20 protein-coding genes and 1 pseudogene are annotated in these 17,465 nt (G+C 42.5%); 10 read left to right on the top strand and 11 right to left on the bottom strand.

Annotated elements, in window-relative coordinates; all coding sequences use genetic code 11:
* Positions 1–300 precede the first annotated feature (300 nt).
* Genes FTU72_RS14835 through FTU72_RS14825 form a run of 3 tightly spaced genes read right to left on the bottom strand, consistent with a single transcriptional unit; the run spans position 301 to position 3,121 of the window.
* Positions 301–1,380 carry a DUF6670 family protein gene (locus FTU72_RS14835; RefSeq protein WP_180012345.1) on the bottom strand — a complete coding sequence of 360 codons (1,080 nt, stop codon included), beginning with the start codon at positions 1,378–1,380 and terminating at the stop codon, positions 301–303.
* A gap of 24 nt (positions 1,381–1,404) precedes the next feature.
* Positions 1,405–2,226 carry a CDP-diacylglycerol--serine O-phosphatidyltransferase gene (gene pssA, locus FTU72_RS14830; protein ID WP_180053060.1) on the bottom strand — a complete coding sequence of 274 codons (822 nt, stop codon included), beginning with the start codon at positions 2,224–2,226 and terminating at the stop codon, positions 1,405–1,407.
* Positions 2,227–2,263: 37 nt separating this feature from the next.
* Positions 2,264–3,121 carry a 23S rRNA (adenine(2030)-N(6))-methyltransferase RlmJ gene (locus tag FTU72_RS14825; RefSeq protein WP_004786802.1) on the bottom strand — a complete coding sequence of 286 codons (858 nt, stop codon included), beginning with the start codon at positions 3,119–3,121 and terminating at the stop codon, positions 2,264–2,266.
* Between the two features lie 113 nt (positions 3,122–3,234).
* On the opposite strand from FTU72_RS14825, the gene FTU72_RS14820 reads away from it, so the two are divergent.
* A complete protein-coding gene (locus FTU72_RS14820) occupies positions 3,235–3,837 on the top strand; it encodes a 2OG-Fe(II) oxygenase (RefSeq protein WP_159122608.1) in 603 nt (200 codons plus the stop codon).
* A 71-nt stretch (positions 3,838–3,908) separates the two neighbouring features.
* Positions 3,909–4,436 carry a hypothetical protein gene (locus tag FTU72_RS14815; protein WP_159122609.1) on the top strand — a complete coding sequence of 176 codons (528 nt, stop codon included), beginning with the start codon at positions 3,909–3,911 and terminating at the stop codon, positions 4,434–4,436.
* A gap of 71 nt (positions 4,437–4,507) precedes the next feature.
* Here FTU72_RS14815 and FTU72_RS14810 read toward each other — a convergent pair whose 3' ends face one another.
* The 6 genes from FTU72_RS14810 to FTU72_RS14785 all read right to left on the bottom strand — a co-directional run bounded on the left by FTU72_RS14810 (position 4,508) and on the right by FTU72_RS14785 (position 9,414).
* Complete coding sequence (locus FTU72_RS14810) at positions 4,508–4,765, bottom strand: DUF2789 family protein (RefSeq protein WP_104425715.1); 258 nt, start codon at positions 4,763–4,765, stop codon at positions 4,508–4,510.
* A gap of 116 nt (positions 4,766–4,881) precedes the next feature.
* On the bottom strand, positions 4,882–5,145 hold the full coding sequence (locus tag FTU72_RS14805) for a DUF2789 family protein (RefSeq protein WP_005233812.1): 264 nt from the start codon (positions 5,143–5,145) through the stop codon (positions 4,882–4,884).
* A 46-nt stretch (positions 5,146–5,191) separates the two neighbouring features.
* Positions 5,192–5,470: a DUF2789 family protein gene (locus FTU72_RS14800; RefSeq protein ID WP_004786814.1), complete on the bottom strand. Its 279-nt coding sequence runs from the start codon at positions 5,468–5,470 to the stop codon at positions 5,192–5,194.
* A 177-nt stretch (positions 5,471–5,647) separates the two neighbouring features.
* On the bottom strand, positions 5,648–6,634 hold the full coding sequence (locus tag FTU72_RS14795; RefSeq protein ID WP_004786815.1) for a malate dehydrogenase: 987 nt from the start codon (positions 6,632–6,634) through the stop codon (positions 5,648–5,650).
* A 172-nt stretch (positions 6,635–6,806) separates the two neighbouring features.
* Positions 6,807–7,445 carry a ribonuclease I gene (locus tag FTU72_RS14790; protein ID WP_179992790.1) on the bottom strand — a complete coding sequence of 213 codons (639 nt, stop codon included), beginning with the start codon at positions 7,443–7,445 and terminating at the stop codon, positions 6,807–6,809.
* A gap of 34 nt (positions 7,446–7,479) precedes the next feature.
* Positions 7,480–9,414: a transglycosylase SLT domain-containing protein gene (locus FTU72_RS14785; protein ID WP_373685632.1), complete on the bottom strand. Its 1,935-nt coding sequence runs from the start codon at positions 9,412–9,414 to the stop codon at positions 7,480–7,482.
* Between the two features lie 335 nt (positions 9,415–9,749).
* On the opposite strand from FTU72_RS14785, the gene miaB reads away from it, so the two are divergent.
* The 5 genes from miaB to FTU72_RS14760 all read left to right on the top strand — a co-directional run bounded on the left by miaB (position 9,750) and on the right by FTU72_RS14760 (position 13,791).
* Complete coding sequence (gene miaB / locus FTU72_RS14780; RefSeq protein WP_004786821.1) at positions 9,750–11,207, top strand: tRNA (N6-isopentenyl adenosine(37)-C2)-methylthiotransferase MiaB; 1,458 nt, start codon at positions 9,750–9,752, stop codon at positions 11,205–11,207.
* A gap of 38 nt (positions 11,208–11,245) precedes the next feature.
* A complete protein-coding gene (locus FTU72_RS14775; RefSeq protein ID WP_004786823.1) occupies positions 11,246–12,322 on the top strand; it encodes a PhoH family protein in 1,077 nt (358 codons plus the stop codon).
* Positions 12,323–12,356: 34 nt separating this feature from the next.
* On the top strand, positions 12,357–12,839 hold the full coding sequence (gene ybeY / locus FTU72_RS14770) for an rRNA maturation RNase YbeY (protein WP_034171613.1): 483 nt from the start codon (positions 12,357–12,359) through the stop codon (positions 12,837–12,839).
* Between the two features lie 92 nt (positions 12,840–12,931).
* The gene (locus FTU72_RS14765) at positions 12,932–13,231 is read left to right on the top strand and encodes an antibiotic biosynthesis monooxygenase (RefSeq protein ID WP_180031751.1); all 300 of its coding nucleotides are present in this window, start codon (positions 12,932–12,934) and stop codon (positions 13,229–13,231) included.
* A gap of 158 nt (positions 13,232–13,389) precedes the next feature.
* Positions 13,390–13,791 carry a hypothetical protein gene (locus FTU72_RS14760; RefSeq protein WP_104425710.1) on the top strand — a complete coding sequence of 134 codons (402 nt, stop codon included), beginning with the start codon at positions 13,390–13,392 and terminating at the stop codon, positions 13,789–13,791.
* Here FTU72_RS14760 and FTU72_RS14755 read toward each other — a convergent pair.
* Positions 13,788–14,645 (bottom strand): energy transducer TonB, encoded by an 858-nt coding sequence (locus FTU72_RS14755; RefSeq protein WP_171064840.1) that lies wholly within the window; start codon positions 14,643–14,645, stop codon positions 13,788–13,790. The two genes, FTU72_RS14760 and FTU72_RS14755, sit on opposite strands and share 4 nt — an antisense overlap.
* A gap of 261 nt (positions 14,646–14,906) precedes the next feature.
* On the opposite strand from FTU72_RS14755, the gene FTU72_RS14750 reads away from it, so the two are divergent.
* The 3 genes from FTU72_RS14750 (at position 14,907) to FTU72_RS14740 (ending at position 17,126) form a co-directional block, all read left to right on the top strand.
* Positions 14,907–15,593 (top strand): hypothetical protein, encoded by a 687-nt coding sequence (locus tag FTU72_RS14750; RefSeq protein ID WP_179992784.1) that lies wholly within the window; start codon positions 14,907–14,909, stop codon positions 15,591–15,593.
* A gap of 207 nt (positions 15,594–15,800) precedes the next feature.
* Complete coding sequence (locus tag FTU72_RS14745) at positions 15,801–16,460, top strand: DUF3108 domain-containing protein (protein ID WP_373683638.1); 660 nt, start codon at positions 15,801–15,803, stop codon at positions 16,458–16,460.
* Positions 16,461–16,550: 90 nt separating this feature from the next.
* Complete coding sequence (locus FTU72_RS14740) at positions 16,551–17,126, top strand: xanthine phosphoribosyltransferase (RefSeq protein WP_004786836.1); 576 nt, start codon at positions 16,551–16,553, stop codon at positions 17,124–17,126.
* A gap of 231 nt (positions 17,127–17,357) precedes the next feature.
* On the opposite strand, the pseudogene FTU72_RS14735 reads toward FTU72_RS14740, so the two are convergent.
* A pseudogene (locus FTU72_RS14735) lies at positions 17,358–17,465 on the bottom strand (IS701 family transposase); the annotation flags it as partial.

Below are 17,465 nucleotides of genomic sequence, written 5' to 3'. Positions count from 1 at the left end.
TCCACACAAGTTGTTCTTCATAATCTCTTAATGATCTTCTTGCTACTTCGTCAGTAGCAAGCTAGGTCGGCTATATTACTCTCTATCTCTAGAAAGTCAACCAGTAATGAAAATTATTTTTAAACTTCCTTTCTAAAACCCAACTCAACCATCTCATGCTAAGTTACTGTTTTATCAGGAGTTTTAATCTTCATCACCGCCGATGGATGTGCATTATAGACCAATCCCAAGCAAGCGCAACCCCTATTTTTAAGAAAATACTTCAGTTGATTATTATTTCTACAAAAATGCCGATTTTCCCTATTTTTTGAGCATTAAAGGTATAGGATTGGCCAATGTACTTAATAATTTCTCTTTTTTATTGTGTTCCTGAAAGCGCAAGGAGCGGCAATCTATATATTCACAGTAGCCCCCGTCCCCATGCTCAGTCTCGCCATTAATTCTAACTTCGTAATTAAAGCTTCCAACATAACCCGCAGCCAGACCAAATTTGAAATCTCCTCGGCTTTGTCCCTGCAGCCAGATCTGCATTCCTTTGCCATCTTCATAGCACCATTCAAACTCACGCGGCAGATACATCTTTTGCCCATTTGGAGTAGTCACACTCGGATAAACCCGATGCACCTTGAAATAGACTTTTTGATCGAACATTTGACTGGTCATATTTTTCAAGTCACGCAGATAAATTCGTGACTGCACAATGCTGTTCAGACTATCTCTAATTTGTGCCAACAATAATTGCCGTCCTTCACTCAGGTTAATAATCTGATAAGTCAGAAAGGCTAAAGGCAAATAGGGAAAATTAAAGCTTCGTGCAAATTCAAAACTACCTAAACTCTCGATAAGGTATTTCTGATCTTTATAATGTAAGGTGCCCTGACAATAACAAAGCAAAGACCAATGATCAGCCAGTGCAAAGCGCATTTGGGTAAAGTGTGAAATCAGATTGGTCGTATGGATGCTGAGATCAAAGCCCAGTTCAGAATCAAAACGTTGTAAACGAAAATGTGGAAAGTCGCCGGTCAGTTTTTCACGATCTAGAAACTGAAACAGGCCATACTGAAACTTGCAATCCTTTTTGATTGAATAGCAATTTAATTGTCCCGCCATATGCGGACTGGTACTACAGATTACTGTGGCTGTATCCAGTGCATTGGTTTGAATAGCACTCGGGTTAGCCAACATCGGTGCATTAGGCTGACCAATAATACTAAGAAAATTAAGATAATGAAGGGGTGCAGGCAGATCAGGAAGCGTCAGGCCCTGATGAATAATTTTATATTTCTGGTTTGGCCCATGATAGGCAAGATTATGCTGGGAAACAGCAGGAGTCTGATTCAGCTGTTTCGAACGATCTAGAAAATCTTGAAGAAACTGCATCTCAAACTCCTTATTTTTATATTGTTATAAGGTACTCTGTCTTTTTGCCATAAAGGTTGTAATGAAACCAGACAAAGCATAGATGACAGAGATCACGAGAATCCCTACCGGAATATTATAAGTCATCGCTGCAAAGATAAACACCGCGATCGGCAACACGAAAAACGGCACCCGTCTACGCTCTACGGTTTTAAATGAATAGTATTTGATATTAGAAATCATCAATAAGCCAACGATTACGATAATCGCAGCATTAATGATTTGTACAGTAAAATCACGAATATCAAACACAGCCGGGAAGTCCAATCCTACCCAGACCAGTGAAATAATAATGACGGCTGCTAATGGACTTGCAACGCCAATAAAATAGCGTTTATCCACCACTCCAATCTGAACGTTAAAGCGGGCTAGACGGAAAGCTGCACAAGCCGTATAGACAAAACAAGCCGCCAGACCGATACGGCCTAAATCACTTAATCCCCAGCTATACATCAAAATAGCCGGTGCCACCCCAAATGCCAGCATATCGGATAGTGAGTCGAACTGTTCACCGAATGGACTTTGTGCCCCAATCGCACGTGCCACACGACCATCGAGACCATCAAATAAAGCTGCCAAGAAAATCGCATAAATAGCTTGCTGAAACTCACCATTCATGCTGGCAATAATCGAGTAAAAGCCTGATAACAACGCAGCGGTTGTAATCAGGTTAGGCCACAGATAGATACCTCGACGCTTAACTCTTTGCCCTTCCTGGGTATGCTCTACCTCTTCCACCTCGAAGGTGATGCCATCAAATGGCAAATCTTTCGAAGATTCGTGTTCCGGCTTATTTGTACTTGTCATTCTTGTCGATCCTAACTATGACCCGATCTTTAAAATATTATTCGCCTACTAACCAACGAACTGCTGCATGACCGCCATTTTCCTGCATACGCAAATGCGGGAATAACCATTGCAGCGCTTCGTCTGCATCTTCAGAGAACTTCCAAGGTGGGTTAATCACCAGTAAACCACAACCATTTAAACCCACTGGTGTATCATCTGGCCATACACAGATTTCACATACCAACTGACGGCGAATCCCGGTCTTGAACATTTTCTTCTCGAAACGTTCAATCATGGCACGGTCTTTAATTGGGTACCAAACTGCAAATACGCCTGTCGGCCATTTTTTATAAGCAGCAACCAGTAATTCAACCAGCTGTGGGAAGTCTTTACGCTCCAGCTCATACGGCGGATCGATCATCACCAGACCACGTTTTTCTTTCGGTGGAATGACTGCGAGCAAGCCTTCATACGCATCACGCTCATGCAAACCGGCGCGTTTGTCAAAAATGTTATGACGTAACTGCTGGAACACATCACGCTGCATTTCAAAAATGGTGGCCTTGTCAATTTCACGCATGCCTTCCAGTGCAAACCAAGGTGAACCCGGATATGCACCTTTACCAAAGTTTTCACGCATTTTCTCAACAATTTTTAAATATTGTTGTACGCCTTCTGGCGCATTACGCTTGACCGAATCATCCAGCTTGATCAGACGATGAATACCGTTCAGGAATTCCCCTGACTTTTGCGCTTCAGAGGTGGATAAATCATATTTACCTGCACCACCATGTGTATCTACATAGCGATATGGTTTATCTTTTGCATTGAGTCGAGTCAATAATTGAAGCAACAATACATGCTTCATGACATCGGCAAAGTTGCCAGCATGGTAATGGTGACGGTAATTCATGTTTCATTAATTCCTAATATCAACCGCTATTTTAACATGAAAAATAGTTTCGTTCAGACCCGATTCTTACATAGAATAGCGCGACCCCAATTTACCCTTCTAGGTGAGTTTCTATGGAAGCAGTTCAACTCCCGGCAACCTGGCCAGTTGATCAGATTATTGATGATCTAGATCAGCATGGTTTTAGCATGATCGACAATGCTTATGCCCCATCCTATGTTGAACAGCTGATTGCTGAATGTACCAGTAATCTGGAACGCTTTCGTGATGCAGCCATTCAGAATGGCGTAGTCAGCAATATCCGCAGTGATCACATTCTCTGGCTCAATGAAGATCTGGAAATTTCTAACCAGCATGTGCAAACCTTACAGGCTTTAGGTCATGAGCTGAACCGCGCTTTCTTCCTCGGCATTAAAGATGTGGAAGCCCATTTTGCCTGCTATAACGCGGGTGAGTTCTATGCCCTGCATCGCGATAATCCTCAAGGCAAAAATGGCCGGATGATTTCTGCGGTTTATTATCTGCATGATGATTGGCAAGATAACTGGGGCGGCGAACTACATCTGCAGGATAAAAATGATCAATGGCATATTATCCAGCCTAAACCAAACCGTATTGCCTTCTTCCAAAGTGATTTAATGCATGAAGTTTTAAAAGCCAAACATCAACGTTTATCAATCACCGCCTGGTTAAGAAGTGATACCTGTTTGCTCTAATCCTTTTTCCACGCTTTAAATTTCAATTTTCAGCCTCATATAGCAATCATTGAGATATAAGGACTGCGTTCATGCGACCAACCCCCAAAGAGATCATTGCACGCATTGGTGAAACAGATCAGCTGTTTTTAAATGGCAATACGCCTGAGCTGGCGCTTGAACGGGCGGATCTTCGTCTGCAATTGGTGACTATTAGCCAGTTACGTCAAGAGCAGGTGCATTTCCTGCAAGAAGCGATTGTTCTGCTGGAGCAGAGCCGGATTGAATTTGAAGAAATGCCACTGGATTTGTATATCAATCTGTCTTTACACCTGGCCAAAGCCTATATGATCTACTTTGAGCTGACCAAAGAAGATCATTATGCGCTTATTACCCAGCAGATTCTAAAACCAATGACCAATTATGAGCATGCGGATATTTATTTCTTCCTGGCTTATGCATCTGCCAGTAAGAAAGAGCCTGCCATGACTCGTCACTGGCTAAATAAATACAGTAAAACGGCCCATTTTGACCATGAACTGGTAGGCCAGCATCCGGCATTTGATGAATATCGTCAACTGGAATGGTTTATCCAGATTCTGCGTAGCCGTATGCATTAAAACAACGAAATCTGTTCCTATAAAAATGCCTCACATTGATGAGGCATTTTTTATGAATTAATTTAATTGACTCAAGCCAAACGGCGTCGATCTGCATCCAGATGCAATTGCTGATTCAGTTCATCAATCCAGATTGCCCAGTCATCATCCTGTACCAGATGACTAATCAACAGCGAACGCTGCGCTTTATTCCAGAACGGTGCTTCATGCAGTGACATATGGGCAGGTAGCTGATGAGTACGTATATAAAGCTCAATTGCCGCCGGGCTGTTAGCCAGGCCGAGTTGAGAAAATAACAGTTCTAAGGATGGTTGGTTCTTCCCGAGCATATGCCCTCCTTATATCAGATATATTGTAGTTATTTATAGGACTAACTTATAAGATAAGACAAAAAAAACCTAGTCAAAGGACTAGGTTTTGTTGTGTCTTTTTGTATAAAGAAACTTTAATTGCTTTCAGGGCCTTCTTTATCACTTTCGACATGTAAAAGCTGGTTCAGTTTATCAATGATTACGATCCATTCATCATCCTGATGCCAGTGTTCGCGAAGAAAAGCGCTTTGCCCCTCATTCCAGAAATCTGCATCCGGCAAAATCACGTCTGATGGTAGCTGATGATTTTTGGTAAATTCATCAATTGATGCTTCATCAGCAGGCAAGCCTAATTGCTCAAATAATAATTCTAAAGTCACTTGCTGTTCTAATACCATTCGCTCACTCCATCATAAAAATAATCAGTTCATTGATTTGAAAATATTATTGACGCTTAGAAGAAGGTAGATCACAAGAACCACTTCCTTCCGCCTCAATATGCAATTGCTCATTGAGTACATCTACAAAAATTGCCCAGTCATCATCTTCTTTCCAGTGACCAATCAGAAAATCATGTTGGTTTTTGGTCCAGAAAGGAGCTTTATGTAAGGGGACGTCCATCCCAATCTGATGGGTTTTGATAAATTCATCGATTGCTTCCGGGCTTGAATCCAAGCCGAGTTGCTCAAAAAAAAGTTCCATGGTAGGTCGCTGCTCTAACATCTCAGTACCTCCTCTTTTGTTGATGATTCTTCTTATTAAACTAGATGAGCCACTCGCAAAGTTCAGTTGTCCCTCCTTCACAAGATGTTATTTTTTGTTCTTTAAATTTTTTAGAAATAGCAATAAAAAAGCACCCCCAATGGAGTGCTTTTTTAACTTAATCTTAAAAAGATTAAATTATTTGATCATGTCAGCAACTGCAGCGCGCTCTTCTTCAAGCTCGTTCAGTGTAACGTTGATACGTTCACGGCTGAATTCGTCGATTTCAAGACCTTGAACGATTTTGTATTCACCGTTTTCAGTAGTTACAGGGAAACCGAACATTACGCCTTCAGGAATACCATAAGAACCGTCAGAAGGAATACCCATAGTTACCCATTTTCCGTTTGTGCCAAGAGCCCAATCGCGCATATGGTCGATTGCAGCGTTTGCAGCAGAAGCAGCAGAAGACAAACCACGTGCTTCGATGATCGCAGCACCACGTTTACCAACAGTTGGAAGGAATACGTCTTTGTTCCAAGCTGCATCGTTGATTTTGTCTTTCAAGCTTTCGCCGTTTACGTTCGCAAAACGGTAGTCAGCATACATTGTTGGAGAGTGGTTACCCCAAACAGTCATGTTTTCGATGTCAGAAACTGCAACACCCGCTTTTTGAGCAAGTTGAGTTAACGCACGGTTGTGGTCAAGACGCAACATTGCTGTGAAGTTTTTCGCTGGAAGATCTGGAGCAGATTTCATTGCGATGTAAGCGTTAGTGTTAGCAGGGTTACCTACAACAAGAACTTTAACATCACGGCTAGCAACTTCGTTCAGTGCTTGGCCTTGACCAATGAAGATTTCGCCATTTACTTTAAGCAGGTCAGCACGTTCCATACCAGGACCACGTGGACGTGAACCAACTAATAGAGCATAGTCTGCATCTTTGAAAGCTACTTTAGGATCATCAGTACCGATCATGCCCGCCAATAATGGGAAAGCACAGTCGTCTAGTTCCATCATTACGCCTTTAAGCGCTTGCTGAGCTTTCTCAACAGGAATTTCTAATAATTGAAGAATAACTGGTTGGTCTTTACCAAGCATTTCACCGCTTGCGATACGGAATAATAGGCTGTAACCAATTTGACCAGCAGCGCCAGTAACGGCAACGCGAACAGGTTGCTTCATGTAATTATCTCCAATTGAGAGGATCGTCATAATGATTAAATAGCTGTTCTATCTAATCTTAATAATCATAAACGGCAAAGATTGTACTCCAATCCTCTTCGAGATGCATGTAAAAGAGAATGGATTTCAACAAAAGTATGATAGGAAATATAAATTAATTTGGCTAAAAAGCTTAGTATGTGCCTTTTATTGTGACAGTTTTTGGGCATGTATTAATAATGTTTGCAGGACAGCCTTTATAGCCGCCATTGGCGTTGTAGCAGACCTGAATCGACGTCAGCAGACTGGATGCGCGGGTCTGATGGCAGTTAAAACGCAATGCTGTTGAAGGCAGTTGCGGATTGATTTTCAGAAATTTGGAACGCAGCATATCAATGGAAACGGTATGGCTTTCCTGCTCAGTAAGTTCTTCTGGAACTTTCAGACGATCAGCATGATTGATCACCGTACGAAAATACTGCGTGGCATTCATCGGAATACAGCCGCCAATATTATGCCAGAGCAATGCGCGGGTATTTTCATCCGGCATGATACGGGCCACCACTTTAGCCTGCAAAGGCGGTAACTTCGCAGAACTGGTAGTAGTGCAATGTGTTGATGTGGTTTGAGGATAGAGACCAGAAATATTTAGGGAATAACCTTCAAGACATTTTCTTTTTTTACTGTAGGCCGGATCCAGACTGCAAAGTGCCGGTACCATCTGGATGTCCATGACATAACCCGTTGGCAATGCAAAGGCAGCTGGACTTGCTGCTAAAAATAAAAGTGCAGCCCATCCAGCAGAAATTTGAGCACCCCTTATTCCCTTGATCAACAAACTATCCTTCCCTTAGATTTTTTGAATGCTATGGTGTATTACGTAACGGAATGGCTTGCATACGCTTACCGACCGATTGTGCGCCCTGTCCCAATAAAATACCGTAATATGTCGCGTTCGTCATGACATGTTTCACATAATCTCGCGTTTCCAGTAAAGGAATGGTTTCGGTATATTGATCCGCAGCAATACTTTGGAATTCGGGTTGCCAACGGCGGGCACGGTTCGGGCCGGCATTATAACCTGCTGTAGCCAGTACTGGACTATTGCTCAATTGACGCTGAATTGTTGATAAATAGTAAGTTCCGTAACGGATATTGGTGTTCATATCGGTTAAGGCTGCGGGGTTATAAGTCTCACCCATTTGACGAGCAACCAGTTTGGCGGTGTCCGGCATGATTTGCATCAAACCACCAGCGCCTACATGAGAGCGTGCGCCGGTATTAAACCGGCTTTCCTGACGCATCAAACCATAAGCCCAAGCGGCATCAATGCCAGCATTACGGCTATGGCTCACGACATAATTCTGATGTGGCATCGGATAACGATAATTGTAATTATGCTTGTCCGCAGTACGATCTGCTGCATAAATGGCACGGTCATACCAGCCCATATCCATCGCACGTTTGGCTGCTGCCAACAGTAAATCGTCATCTTTTCTTAAATAAGCCTGTCGAACTGCCCAGTTCCATTCACGGTTAATATAATTCTCTGGCGCATTAATACTACGCAAGACAAAGGCACGGCGGAAATGAATATCTTGGTTCAGGCGTTGCATGGCCTGGCTGGATGGCTGTGCCGAGTTCGGTGTAGAAGCCGTTAACTGGCCTAATCTATCTCGCGCTAGCAGGTTATGATAATCCTCACCGACTGCCAGTTTTTTATAGATACTTTCTGCCGCCTGTTTTGAAGCGCGATCTGTGCGCTGTTCACTGGCACGTGCCAGCCAATATTGCCAGCGGTCTTCCTGTTTCTGGTTCACACTCATGGCATCAATGGCACGAATCAGACTTTCCCAGGCACTAAAACGAATCGCCTGACGGGCATAAATTTCGGCTTCTTCCGGACTAAATGGCAAACCATAACTGGCATCCAGATAGTTCAGCACTTCACGGTTGAAGTTATTTTTCATTACCGTAGTGCCGCCGATATAACCCACAGTTCTGAATAGTGTTTTTTGTACTTGTACCGGTGTGCCTTCAGCAGTACGTTTTACAATGGACATTGCTGAATCAAGATCGCTATCTGCCAGACGCCCCAACGCATAAATCAGATAGGCATGATCAGCGGCAGTACTTTTAGGGGCTGACCATAAATAATTGGTTGGATTGGCCTGAATCGTATTGAGCTGAGCCAGAGACAGGTTAAGCCCTAAACCTTGTGCAGTGGCAATAGCCTGTCCAGACTGACCAGCACGTAATTGCACCCACAAACGCTGCTGGCGGTCTTCATTGGTCATAAGCGGACTGGATAACATCATGCGTCCCAAGCCTGTACAAGACTCAGGTTGAGAATTGGTGGTTAGCCAAACATCCTTAAACTCAGCATAGACCAGCTGATCGCCACTTTTGGCACGGACTTGCGCAACTGCACAGGCTTCAGCCGGATCGGCATTGGTGACATATTGCAGAACTGGTTGCGCAGTGGCAAAGTCAGCCATTTTGACTTTTTCTTCGACATAATCGGCTGCGAGTTTTTCTGCCATAGCCGACTGAGGATAACGTTGGGCAAAACTGATAATTTGACTGGCAGGTTGGGAGCCAAGGTTCTGGTTCAGAATCCAGTATTCAGGATAATAGCCCAAGGCATCATTTTGCATGGCAGACTGATATTGCTGTAATTGTCCGACATTTCCAGCATTTGCCGCGCGTAAGGCATCATTAAATTGTTCTTCTGCTGCTTGCGCACTCATTGAACAGAGACACGCCACACTCAAGCTTAGTAATTTATAATATTTCTTCATATTTTTAGTGTGTTTAAACATCAATTTGCCTTCTATCATCGATTTTTCGCCCAGCCCCTGTTGCCTATCATAAGAGTTAGCCGGAAAATTATAACCCACTGTATTGTTCACTTATGTAACCTTATGATTAGACAATATTAATTTTCAGACACTTTTTGTCCATAAATCAATATTTTCCCAGCCGCATTTTAGGCTATAAGTTTAAGCGACTTTCCTGCTAAAATATGCGCCGTTTAAAGATTTCAGAACGTGAATTGAATTTTTATTTTACCCGTTTGTTTATGCAAACGGATTATTCGTTCACTCTTTCGACGTATTACCTTGTAGGAGCCTACATGACGGTTCAAACCTTCATTCCAAATGGTGCCCCAGCTGCCTCAGAAAACACTGTTACCCAGCCAGCGCACACCCCAGCCATCGATGGTTCAGTTAAAAAACTGTATATCGAAACGCAAGGGTGTCAGATGAATGAGTATGACAGTCACCGTATGGCAGATCTGCTGGGCGATTCCCATGGCTATGTGCTAACCACCGATCCTAAAGAAGCGGATATTCTGCTGATGAATACCTGCTCGATCCGTGAAAAGGCACAAGAAAAAGTATTCTCAGAATTGGGCCGCTGGCGCAAGCTGAAAGAAAAAAATCCTGACCTGATTATTGGTGTCGGCGGATGTGTGGCCTCTCAGGAAGGTGACAATATCCAGAAACGTGCCAATTATGTGGACATGATTTTTGGTCCGCAAACCTTGCACCGTTTACCGCAAATGCTGGACCAGCATTTTGAGCAGGTCGAAAAACCGAAAAAAGAAAAAATTAAACTGGTCGATATTTCGTTCCCGGACATCGAAAAATTTGACTTCCTGCCTGAACCGCGTGTTGAAGGTTATAAGGCCTTTGTTTCGATCATGGAAGGCTGCTCAAAATACTGTTCATTCTGTGTAGTTCCATATACACGTGGCGAAGAAGTATCTCGCCCGCTGGATGACGTTCTGGCTGAAATTGCTGGCTTAGCAGAAAAAGGTGTGCGTGAAATTTCCCTGCTCGGTCAGAACGTGAATGGTTATCGCGGTGAGACCTTTGACGGAAAAATCTGTACTTTTGCCGATCTGTTACGTTTGGTTGCAGAAATTCCAGGTATTGGCCGTATTCGTTATACCACTTCGCATCCACTGGAATTCAATGATGATTTGATCCAGTGCTACCGTGACCTGCCACAGATGGTGTCACATCTGCATTTACCGGTACAAAGCGGTTCCAATGATGTATTGCAGGCGATGAAACGTAACCACACCATTGATGTGTATATCGAGAAAATCGAAAAGTTACGTAAAGTTCGTCCAGACATGCATTTATCTTCAGACTTTATTATCGGCTTCCCGGGCGAAACCGATGAGAACTTCGAAGAAACCTATCAGTTTATTCAGGATCTGGATTTCGACCATTCTTATAGTTTTGTTTATTCCAAACGTCCGGGCACCCCTGCCGCAGAGCTGGAAGATACGACACCTGAACAGGTGAAAAAAGAACGCTTGGCCAAAGTTCAGGACTGGATTAAACAGTCCAGTATTCGTAAAACAGATGCCATGCTCGGTACAGTCCAGCGCGTACTGGTTGAGAAAGTTTCTGATAAAGATCCGAACGTTCTGGTCGGTACAGCAGACAACACCCGTTATGTCACCTTTATTGGCGATGCATCGTGGGTAGGACGTTTTGCAGAGATCGAAATTACCGAAATTAAAACTTTAAATTTAGTTTACGGTGAGCTCTTGAATCTTGAGCCTGACGTGGCGTAATGTAGAGCATATAACGTACACTTCTAAAAGGAACACTCTTGACTGCAACGATTCGACGTACAGTAGCTTTTCCTGGAATTTCGATGGACCGTTTACAAGCCGTCTTAGGTGCCTATAACGGTCATTTGAAACAAATTGAACAACGTTTAGACGTCAAAATTTCCCACCGAGGTGAAAGTTTCTTTATCGATGGTGGAATCGATGCCGTTGAGAGAGCCGAAATGCTCTTGCAACGTCTTCATGAAGAATCTGAACACAGCCAGCAGATCAGTGCAGATACTTTGCATATGATGATTCAAGGTAGCCAGACCGATCGTGAACTCCAGGAGAACCTGGAAGAACAGGAACATACCGGTCTGGACAATGTCTGGCTGCAGACGCGCAAAGGCCGGATCAATCCTCGCGGTGCCAACCAGAAACGTTATGTACAGCGTATTCTGCAAAGTGATATTTCCTTTGGTATTGGCCCTGCGGGTACCGGTAAAACCTATCTCGCCGTTGCAGCCGCTGTAGATATGCTGGAGCGTAATGAAATCCAGCGTATCTTACTGGTTCGTCCTGCAGTTGAAGCGGGTGAAAAACTTGGATTCCTGCCGGGGGATTTAACCCAGAAGATCGACCCGTATTTGCGTCCCCTTTATGATGCCTTGTATGAGATGCTTGGTTTCGAAAAAGTGGCCAAGCTGATCGAACGTCAGATTATTGAAGTTGCACCGCTTGCCTATATGCGTGGTCGTACCCTGAATCATTCTTTTGTGATTCTGGACGAAGCCCAGAACACTACACCTGAACAGATGAAGATGTTCCTGACCCGTTTAGGTTTCGGTTCACGTGCAGTGATTACTGGTGACGTGACTCAGGTGGATTTACCACGAGGTCAGCAGTCTGGTCTGGCACATGCCTTACGTGTGATTGATAAAATCCCTGAAATTCATATTACCCGTTTCCATTCTCGTGACGTCGTGCGTCACCAGCTGGTTCAGAAAATTGTTGAAGCCTACGAAGGCTGGGACAGTGAACAGCAGCGTTTAAGCGCTGAGGCTCGTGCTGAGCGTAAAGCCCGTCAGGAAGCCTTGATAGCCGAGAATGATGCTGCGGCTGATGCACAGCATTAAAGCTGCATTGTTATTTAATTTTTAAGGATTCACGTTGAAACTTAGTCTCTCCCTGCAACAGGACTTTCAGTCACCAGAACTGGTGCTGAAACGTGCCTATATTAAAAAAGTTGTAGAAACCACTTTGCGCCATATCGGTACCCAAAGTGATTGTGAAATTGGCATTGCCTGTGTCGATAATGACGAAAGTCATAAACTCAATCTGGAATATCGCGGCAAGGATAAACCGACCAATGTCCTGTCTTTTCCAAGTGAACTTCCAGATGAAATGGCACAGGTTCTGGATGCTTTCCCGATCGGTGATCTGGTGATTTGTATTCCAGTAGTGCTGCGTGAAGCTGCTGAACAGGACAAAGCTCCACTAATCCATTTCACCCATATGCTGGTACATGGCACTTTGCATCTGATGGGTTATGACCATGAAACTTCAGAGGAAGATGCTGAAGAAATGGAAGGCATTGAGATCGAGATTCTGGACAAACTGGGTATTGCTAATCCTTATCTGGAAAGAGATTAAAATTCAATAATTAAAAAGCGGGCTAAGGCTCGCTTTTTTCATTTTATTCACTTCATAATAAGCTCAATTTAAGAAATAAAATAAAAACCTTCATGAAATATGTCGTGATTTTCAAAGCGCAAATTAAAGAATTAGATCAGTGTTATTTTGAAACAGCCCAGCGAATGAGAGAAAGAGCCCTTTCACAATTTCAGTGCCAGTATTTTGAAGCCTTAACCGAAGGTACTCAGGAAATTGCGCTTTCTTACTGGAACAGTCTTCATGATATTCGCGCCTGGCATGCAGATGCTGAACATCAGGCTGCTCAAGAGCTAGGGAAAAATAGCTGGTATACATATTTCAGCGTGGAAGTCTGTGAAGTTTTACGGCGCTATGATGCACATTTAAATTAAATACTCATCGATCCTTATTTATTTTTTTCTTGATCTGTTCTTAGATACAGAGTTTTAAAAAAATATCTGCTTACGCATTCATGATTTCTTCTAGAAATACATAAGCACATAATGAACTTTAACAAAGAACTGTGCTTCAAAAATTTTAGGAGAACGTAATGAAAAGATTGTTCTCGACTGCATTACTTATTTTCTCTCCCTGGCTGTGTTCATCACTTTATGCCCACTCAATTCCCATGTGCCCAAAAATTAAATTTCAACAGAACCAAAGCTCATGGGCAGGCCATTATTATTTAAACGGAGTTATGGAATTAGGTTCGGAGTTGCTGTTACAAGCAGATGGTACCTTTAAATGGTATCTGGCCTATGGTGCTCTGGATCAATTTGCCGAAGGAACATGGTGGCAAAATAAAGAGTGTATTGGCTTAAAAGCAGATCCAAAGTACCAGGACTTGATGATATTTCCCAAATATCTAGCCATAGATGAAAACCATTTAAATGTGGTCTGGGACGATGGAACTCAGCAAGGTAGTTATATACAGGCGAAGCGCCCAGATTAACGCACCTCAAACTCCGCTTCAGCCGGATCAAAACGCCAGGTTCGAATAATTCTCAGCTCGGAAATATCCGACATCTTGGCATCAAATGCTCCGAATGGTGCTGCCTTGCGTACTGAAGATTTTGCAGCTTCATCTAGCAAATTATGCCCTGAACTGTCAATTAAGCGAATTGCACGGATTCCGCCGTTCTGGTTCAAGATCACCATCAAGCGCACCTCTCCTGCCAGATTCTGCTGTTTGGCCGCGTCTGGATAATAGCGGTTACCATAGAACTCCACTTTCTGACGGAATTTTTCCAGATAAGCCGCAGAGACATCCTGTTTGGACTGGATGCCATCTACGGTTTTAATTTTTTGCTGACGACTGAAGTTTTGTTGTCGTTGCAGATATTGGGCTTCAAGACTGGCTACCATAGCGGCTTTGGCCTGGAACTGACTTTGTAACTGTTCCTGCAGTTTTTTGCGCTGATTTTCTTCCGCCTGTTTTTGCCAGCTTAAAGTCGTCATCAGCACTTTTTCTTCAAAGCTTAATTCACGCTGCTGTTGCAACATGTCCGGACTTTCTTGCTGCTCTTCTCCGGTCTTTTGCTCCATCAACGGTGCAGGCATATCGCTCGACATACGATGTGCTTCACGAAATTTGCCTGAACCTTGCTGATCAGTTTGAGCCAGAAAATCTGCATGCTCAATTTTTTCATCAGTTTGACGAATACTGACCGCAATCTCTTTAGTCATGCTCTCCTGATCTTGTGGCATACCAAATTCCAGCGTGAGAAAAATCACGTGCAAAATAACAGCTGCAAATACGGCGCTATTAAAAATTGGATCTTTCCACCAGGCTTTGACCAGAGGCATTAATATCATGGTTGATCTCATCGCTACGAACCCAGACTTGAGTCCATCCCCCAAACAGCATTTTTAAAATTAAAAAATAAACGGCTTTGCATTTTTCTTTTAAAAATGCCAAACCCATCAAATCTTCAACGTTACATAACTAAAACCCTAAAAATGGTGCTATTTATTTTGCTAAACTGCAAGCTGAAACTCTTGTATTTTTTATACAATTCGACAAGATACACTTCGAATTAAAACATATAGTTGCCAGGACGCTTAAAGATGCAAACGCTAATTTCTAATATTTCTAATAAAATTCGCCAGGCATATCAAAAGGCGGAAGGATTTATTGAGGATGAACGCGAATTTCCTTTGTCTCAAGTTTTCCTGAATGCAACATTTCAACGTTTTGTCACTGACAATGTTTCCATGCTGAAAGATCTGCATGCCGATCTGCATGATGACTGGTTACGACTCTATGCCACGCTGGACTATAAAGGTCTGAACGTGACCTTATCGGTTGATTTAAAACTGGTGCAAATGGAGCTGAATAAGAATACGCAGCTCATTGTATTTGAACAGATCAGTGATACCCAGTTGATTGAAGCCAAATACCCAAATGTCTTTTATAAACTGGGGGTACGATTCGCCCTGTTTTTCTATCAGCGCGTGCTGAATAAGGACCCTCTTGGCATGATTCTGGAAAAACTGGGCGTCATTAAAGTAAAAGATGATTTATTGCATCTGGATTTAAACCGCTGGTTAGGTAAAAACCGCTCGGTGATTGAGACGCTTGGTAAGGTTCATGTGAACCATGCAGTACTTCGTGAAGCTGAGCTCGTCGTAATTGGTAATGTGAATCTTGCAGCCCTGTTCAGAAAGCTTTCTCAGGAAAAAGAAGAGACATGGGACGAAGACGACATGGATGACAATAAAGTCACACCGATCAAACAGAAAGAACCGACTTAAACTGTGTGTAATTCAATACCTAAACAAACACACCAGTAACTACATGAAATATACATTTTTATTGAAAATCTCCCTTCATTTTCCACATTTTGACCAAATAATAAAAAGTGGAAAGTGATAAATTTTATCTGAAATTACACAGGACAATTCTTTATGGCGAAAACTGTATTCAAAACTTTAGGGGTGACTGTAGGCTTGACTACCGCAATGGTACTTACTGGTTTATCCACCCAGACCTTCGCCATGGCGCCTTTCCAAGCCAATTATCAGTTTAGCTACAATGGAAAAAATATGGGTTCTGCTACCCGTACCTTGAGCAAATCTGGTAATAACTGGACCTATGTTTTTGCAGCCAAAGCGGGTGGCGTTGCTTCAGCGACTGAAACCAGCCGTTTTACTTTTAATAATGGCAAGATTGGTTCAAGCAGTTTCAGCCGTACCAGTAAGATTTTGGTGCATAGCAACACCATGAGTATCAACTTCAATCCATCTAGCAAAACAATCAGCACCAAGAAAGATGATGAAAAACGTTCTTTTGCCTGGAGAGCAGATGTACTGGATGAGCTAAATGCTGAATTGCAGATTCGTGAAGACCTGAAAAATGGTGGTTTAAAATCGAATTACTACATTGCTGATGCCAAAGAGGTGGAAGGCCGTAAATTTGTCAAACAAGGTACAGAAACGGTGAGCACCAAATATGGTTCATTTAGTACCATTAAAGTAGTGATTAAACACAACAAACCAGGCCGTGAAACTACTTTCTGGTTAGCACCGAAACTGGACTACTTACCAGTCAAAGTATCGCATGTCGACAAGAAAACCTCTTACGGTTTATTGCTGACCAGCTATAACGGTAAAACGAACTAAGGTTTTTTGGTGAATTTCGCTTGATTTTTTTTGGGTGCTTTTTACAATACGCTTTTGCTTTAAAAAGCACCTGCTCTTGAGGATTCTCCCGTGCACGCACTAGAACAGAAAATCTTAGCCGAAGGTATCGTTCTATCTGAAGAAGTTTTGAAAGTTGATTCTTTCTTAAATCACCAAATTGATCCAATCATGATGCAGCAAATTGGTCAGGAATTTGCGCGTCTGTTTAAAGATGCTGGTATTACCAAAATTATTACCATTGAAGCGTCCGGTATTGCACCTGCAGTCATGGCAGGCTTAGAGCTTGGTGTTCCAGTGATTTTTGCACGCAAATACCAGTCTCTCACTTTAAAAGATGATTTATACCGTTCTAAAGTATTTTCATTTACCAAACAGACTGAAAGCACGATTGCCATTTCAAATAAACACATTAGTTCATCTGACAAGGTTTTAGTGATTGATGACTTCCTGGCAAATGGTCAGGCAGCACTGGGTCTTGCTGACTTGATTCATCAGGCGAATGCTGAAGTGGTAGGGATCGGGATTGTGATTGAAAAATCATTCCAGCCAGGCCGTGACTTGTTACTTGAAAAAGGTTACCGCGTTGAATCACTAGCACGTGTAAAATCTTTGGCAAATGGTACTGTCGAATTTGTTCGCGATTAAGTTTACAAATGAATATTTTAAAGGGTGCTTCGGCACTCTTTTTTATTGGATTTTTTTAATTTCGGTTAGCTAGGAATAACTAAAATATAGCTATAAAATTATCTATTTTCGACTGCACGTAAATAGTTGTACTCCGACTTTTTCTTATGAGATTTCAAGACAACTAAAGCCTCAAGAATTTATTATCCGACAAATAACAACAATTTAAACTGATATAGGACTTACGCACTATTATTTAAAGATTCTCTGTGGTAGCAGATGATTTTTATCGAGAATAAAGTCATCAATGAAGCTTTTGATAATTGGTCTAAATAATTTCTTCTGCCAACGATATACATT

This window comes from Acinetobacter sp. YH12137, assembly GCF_013418535.1.
In the GTDB taxonomy this organism is placed as follows: domain Bacteria; phylum Pseudomonadota; class Gammaproteobacteria; order Pseudomonadales; family Moraxellaceae; genus Acinetobacter.
This window is presented reverse-complemented; position numbering and strand designations above follow the sequence as displayed.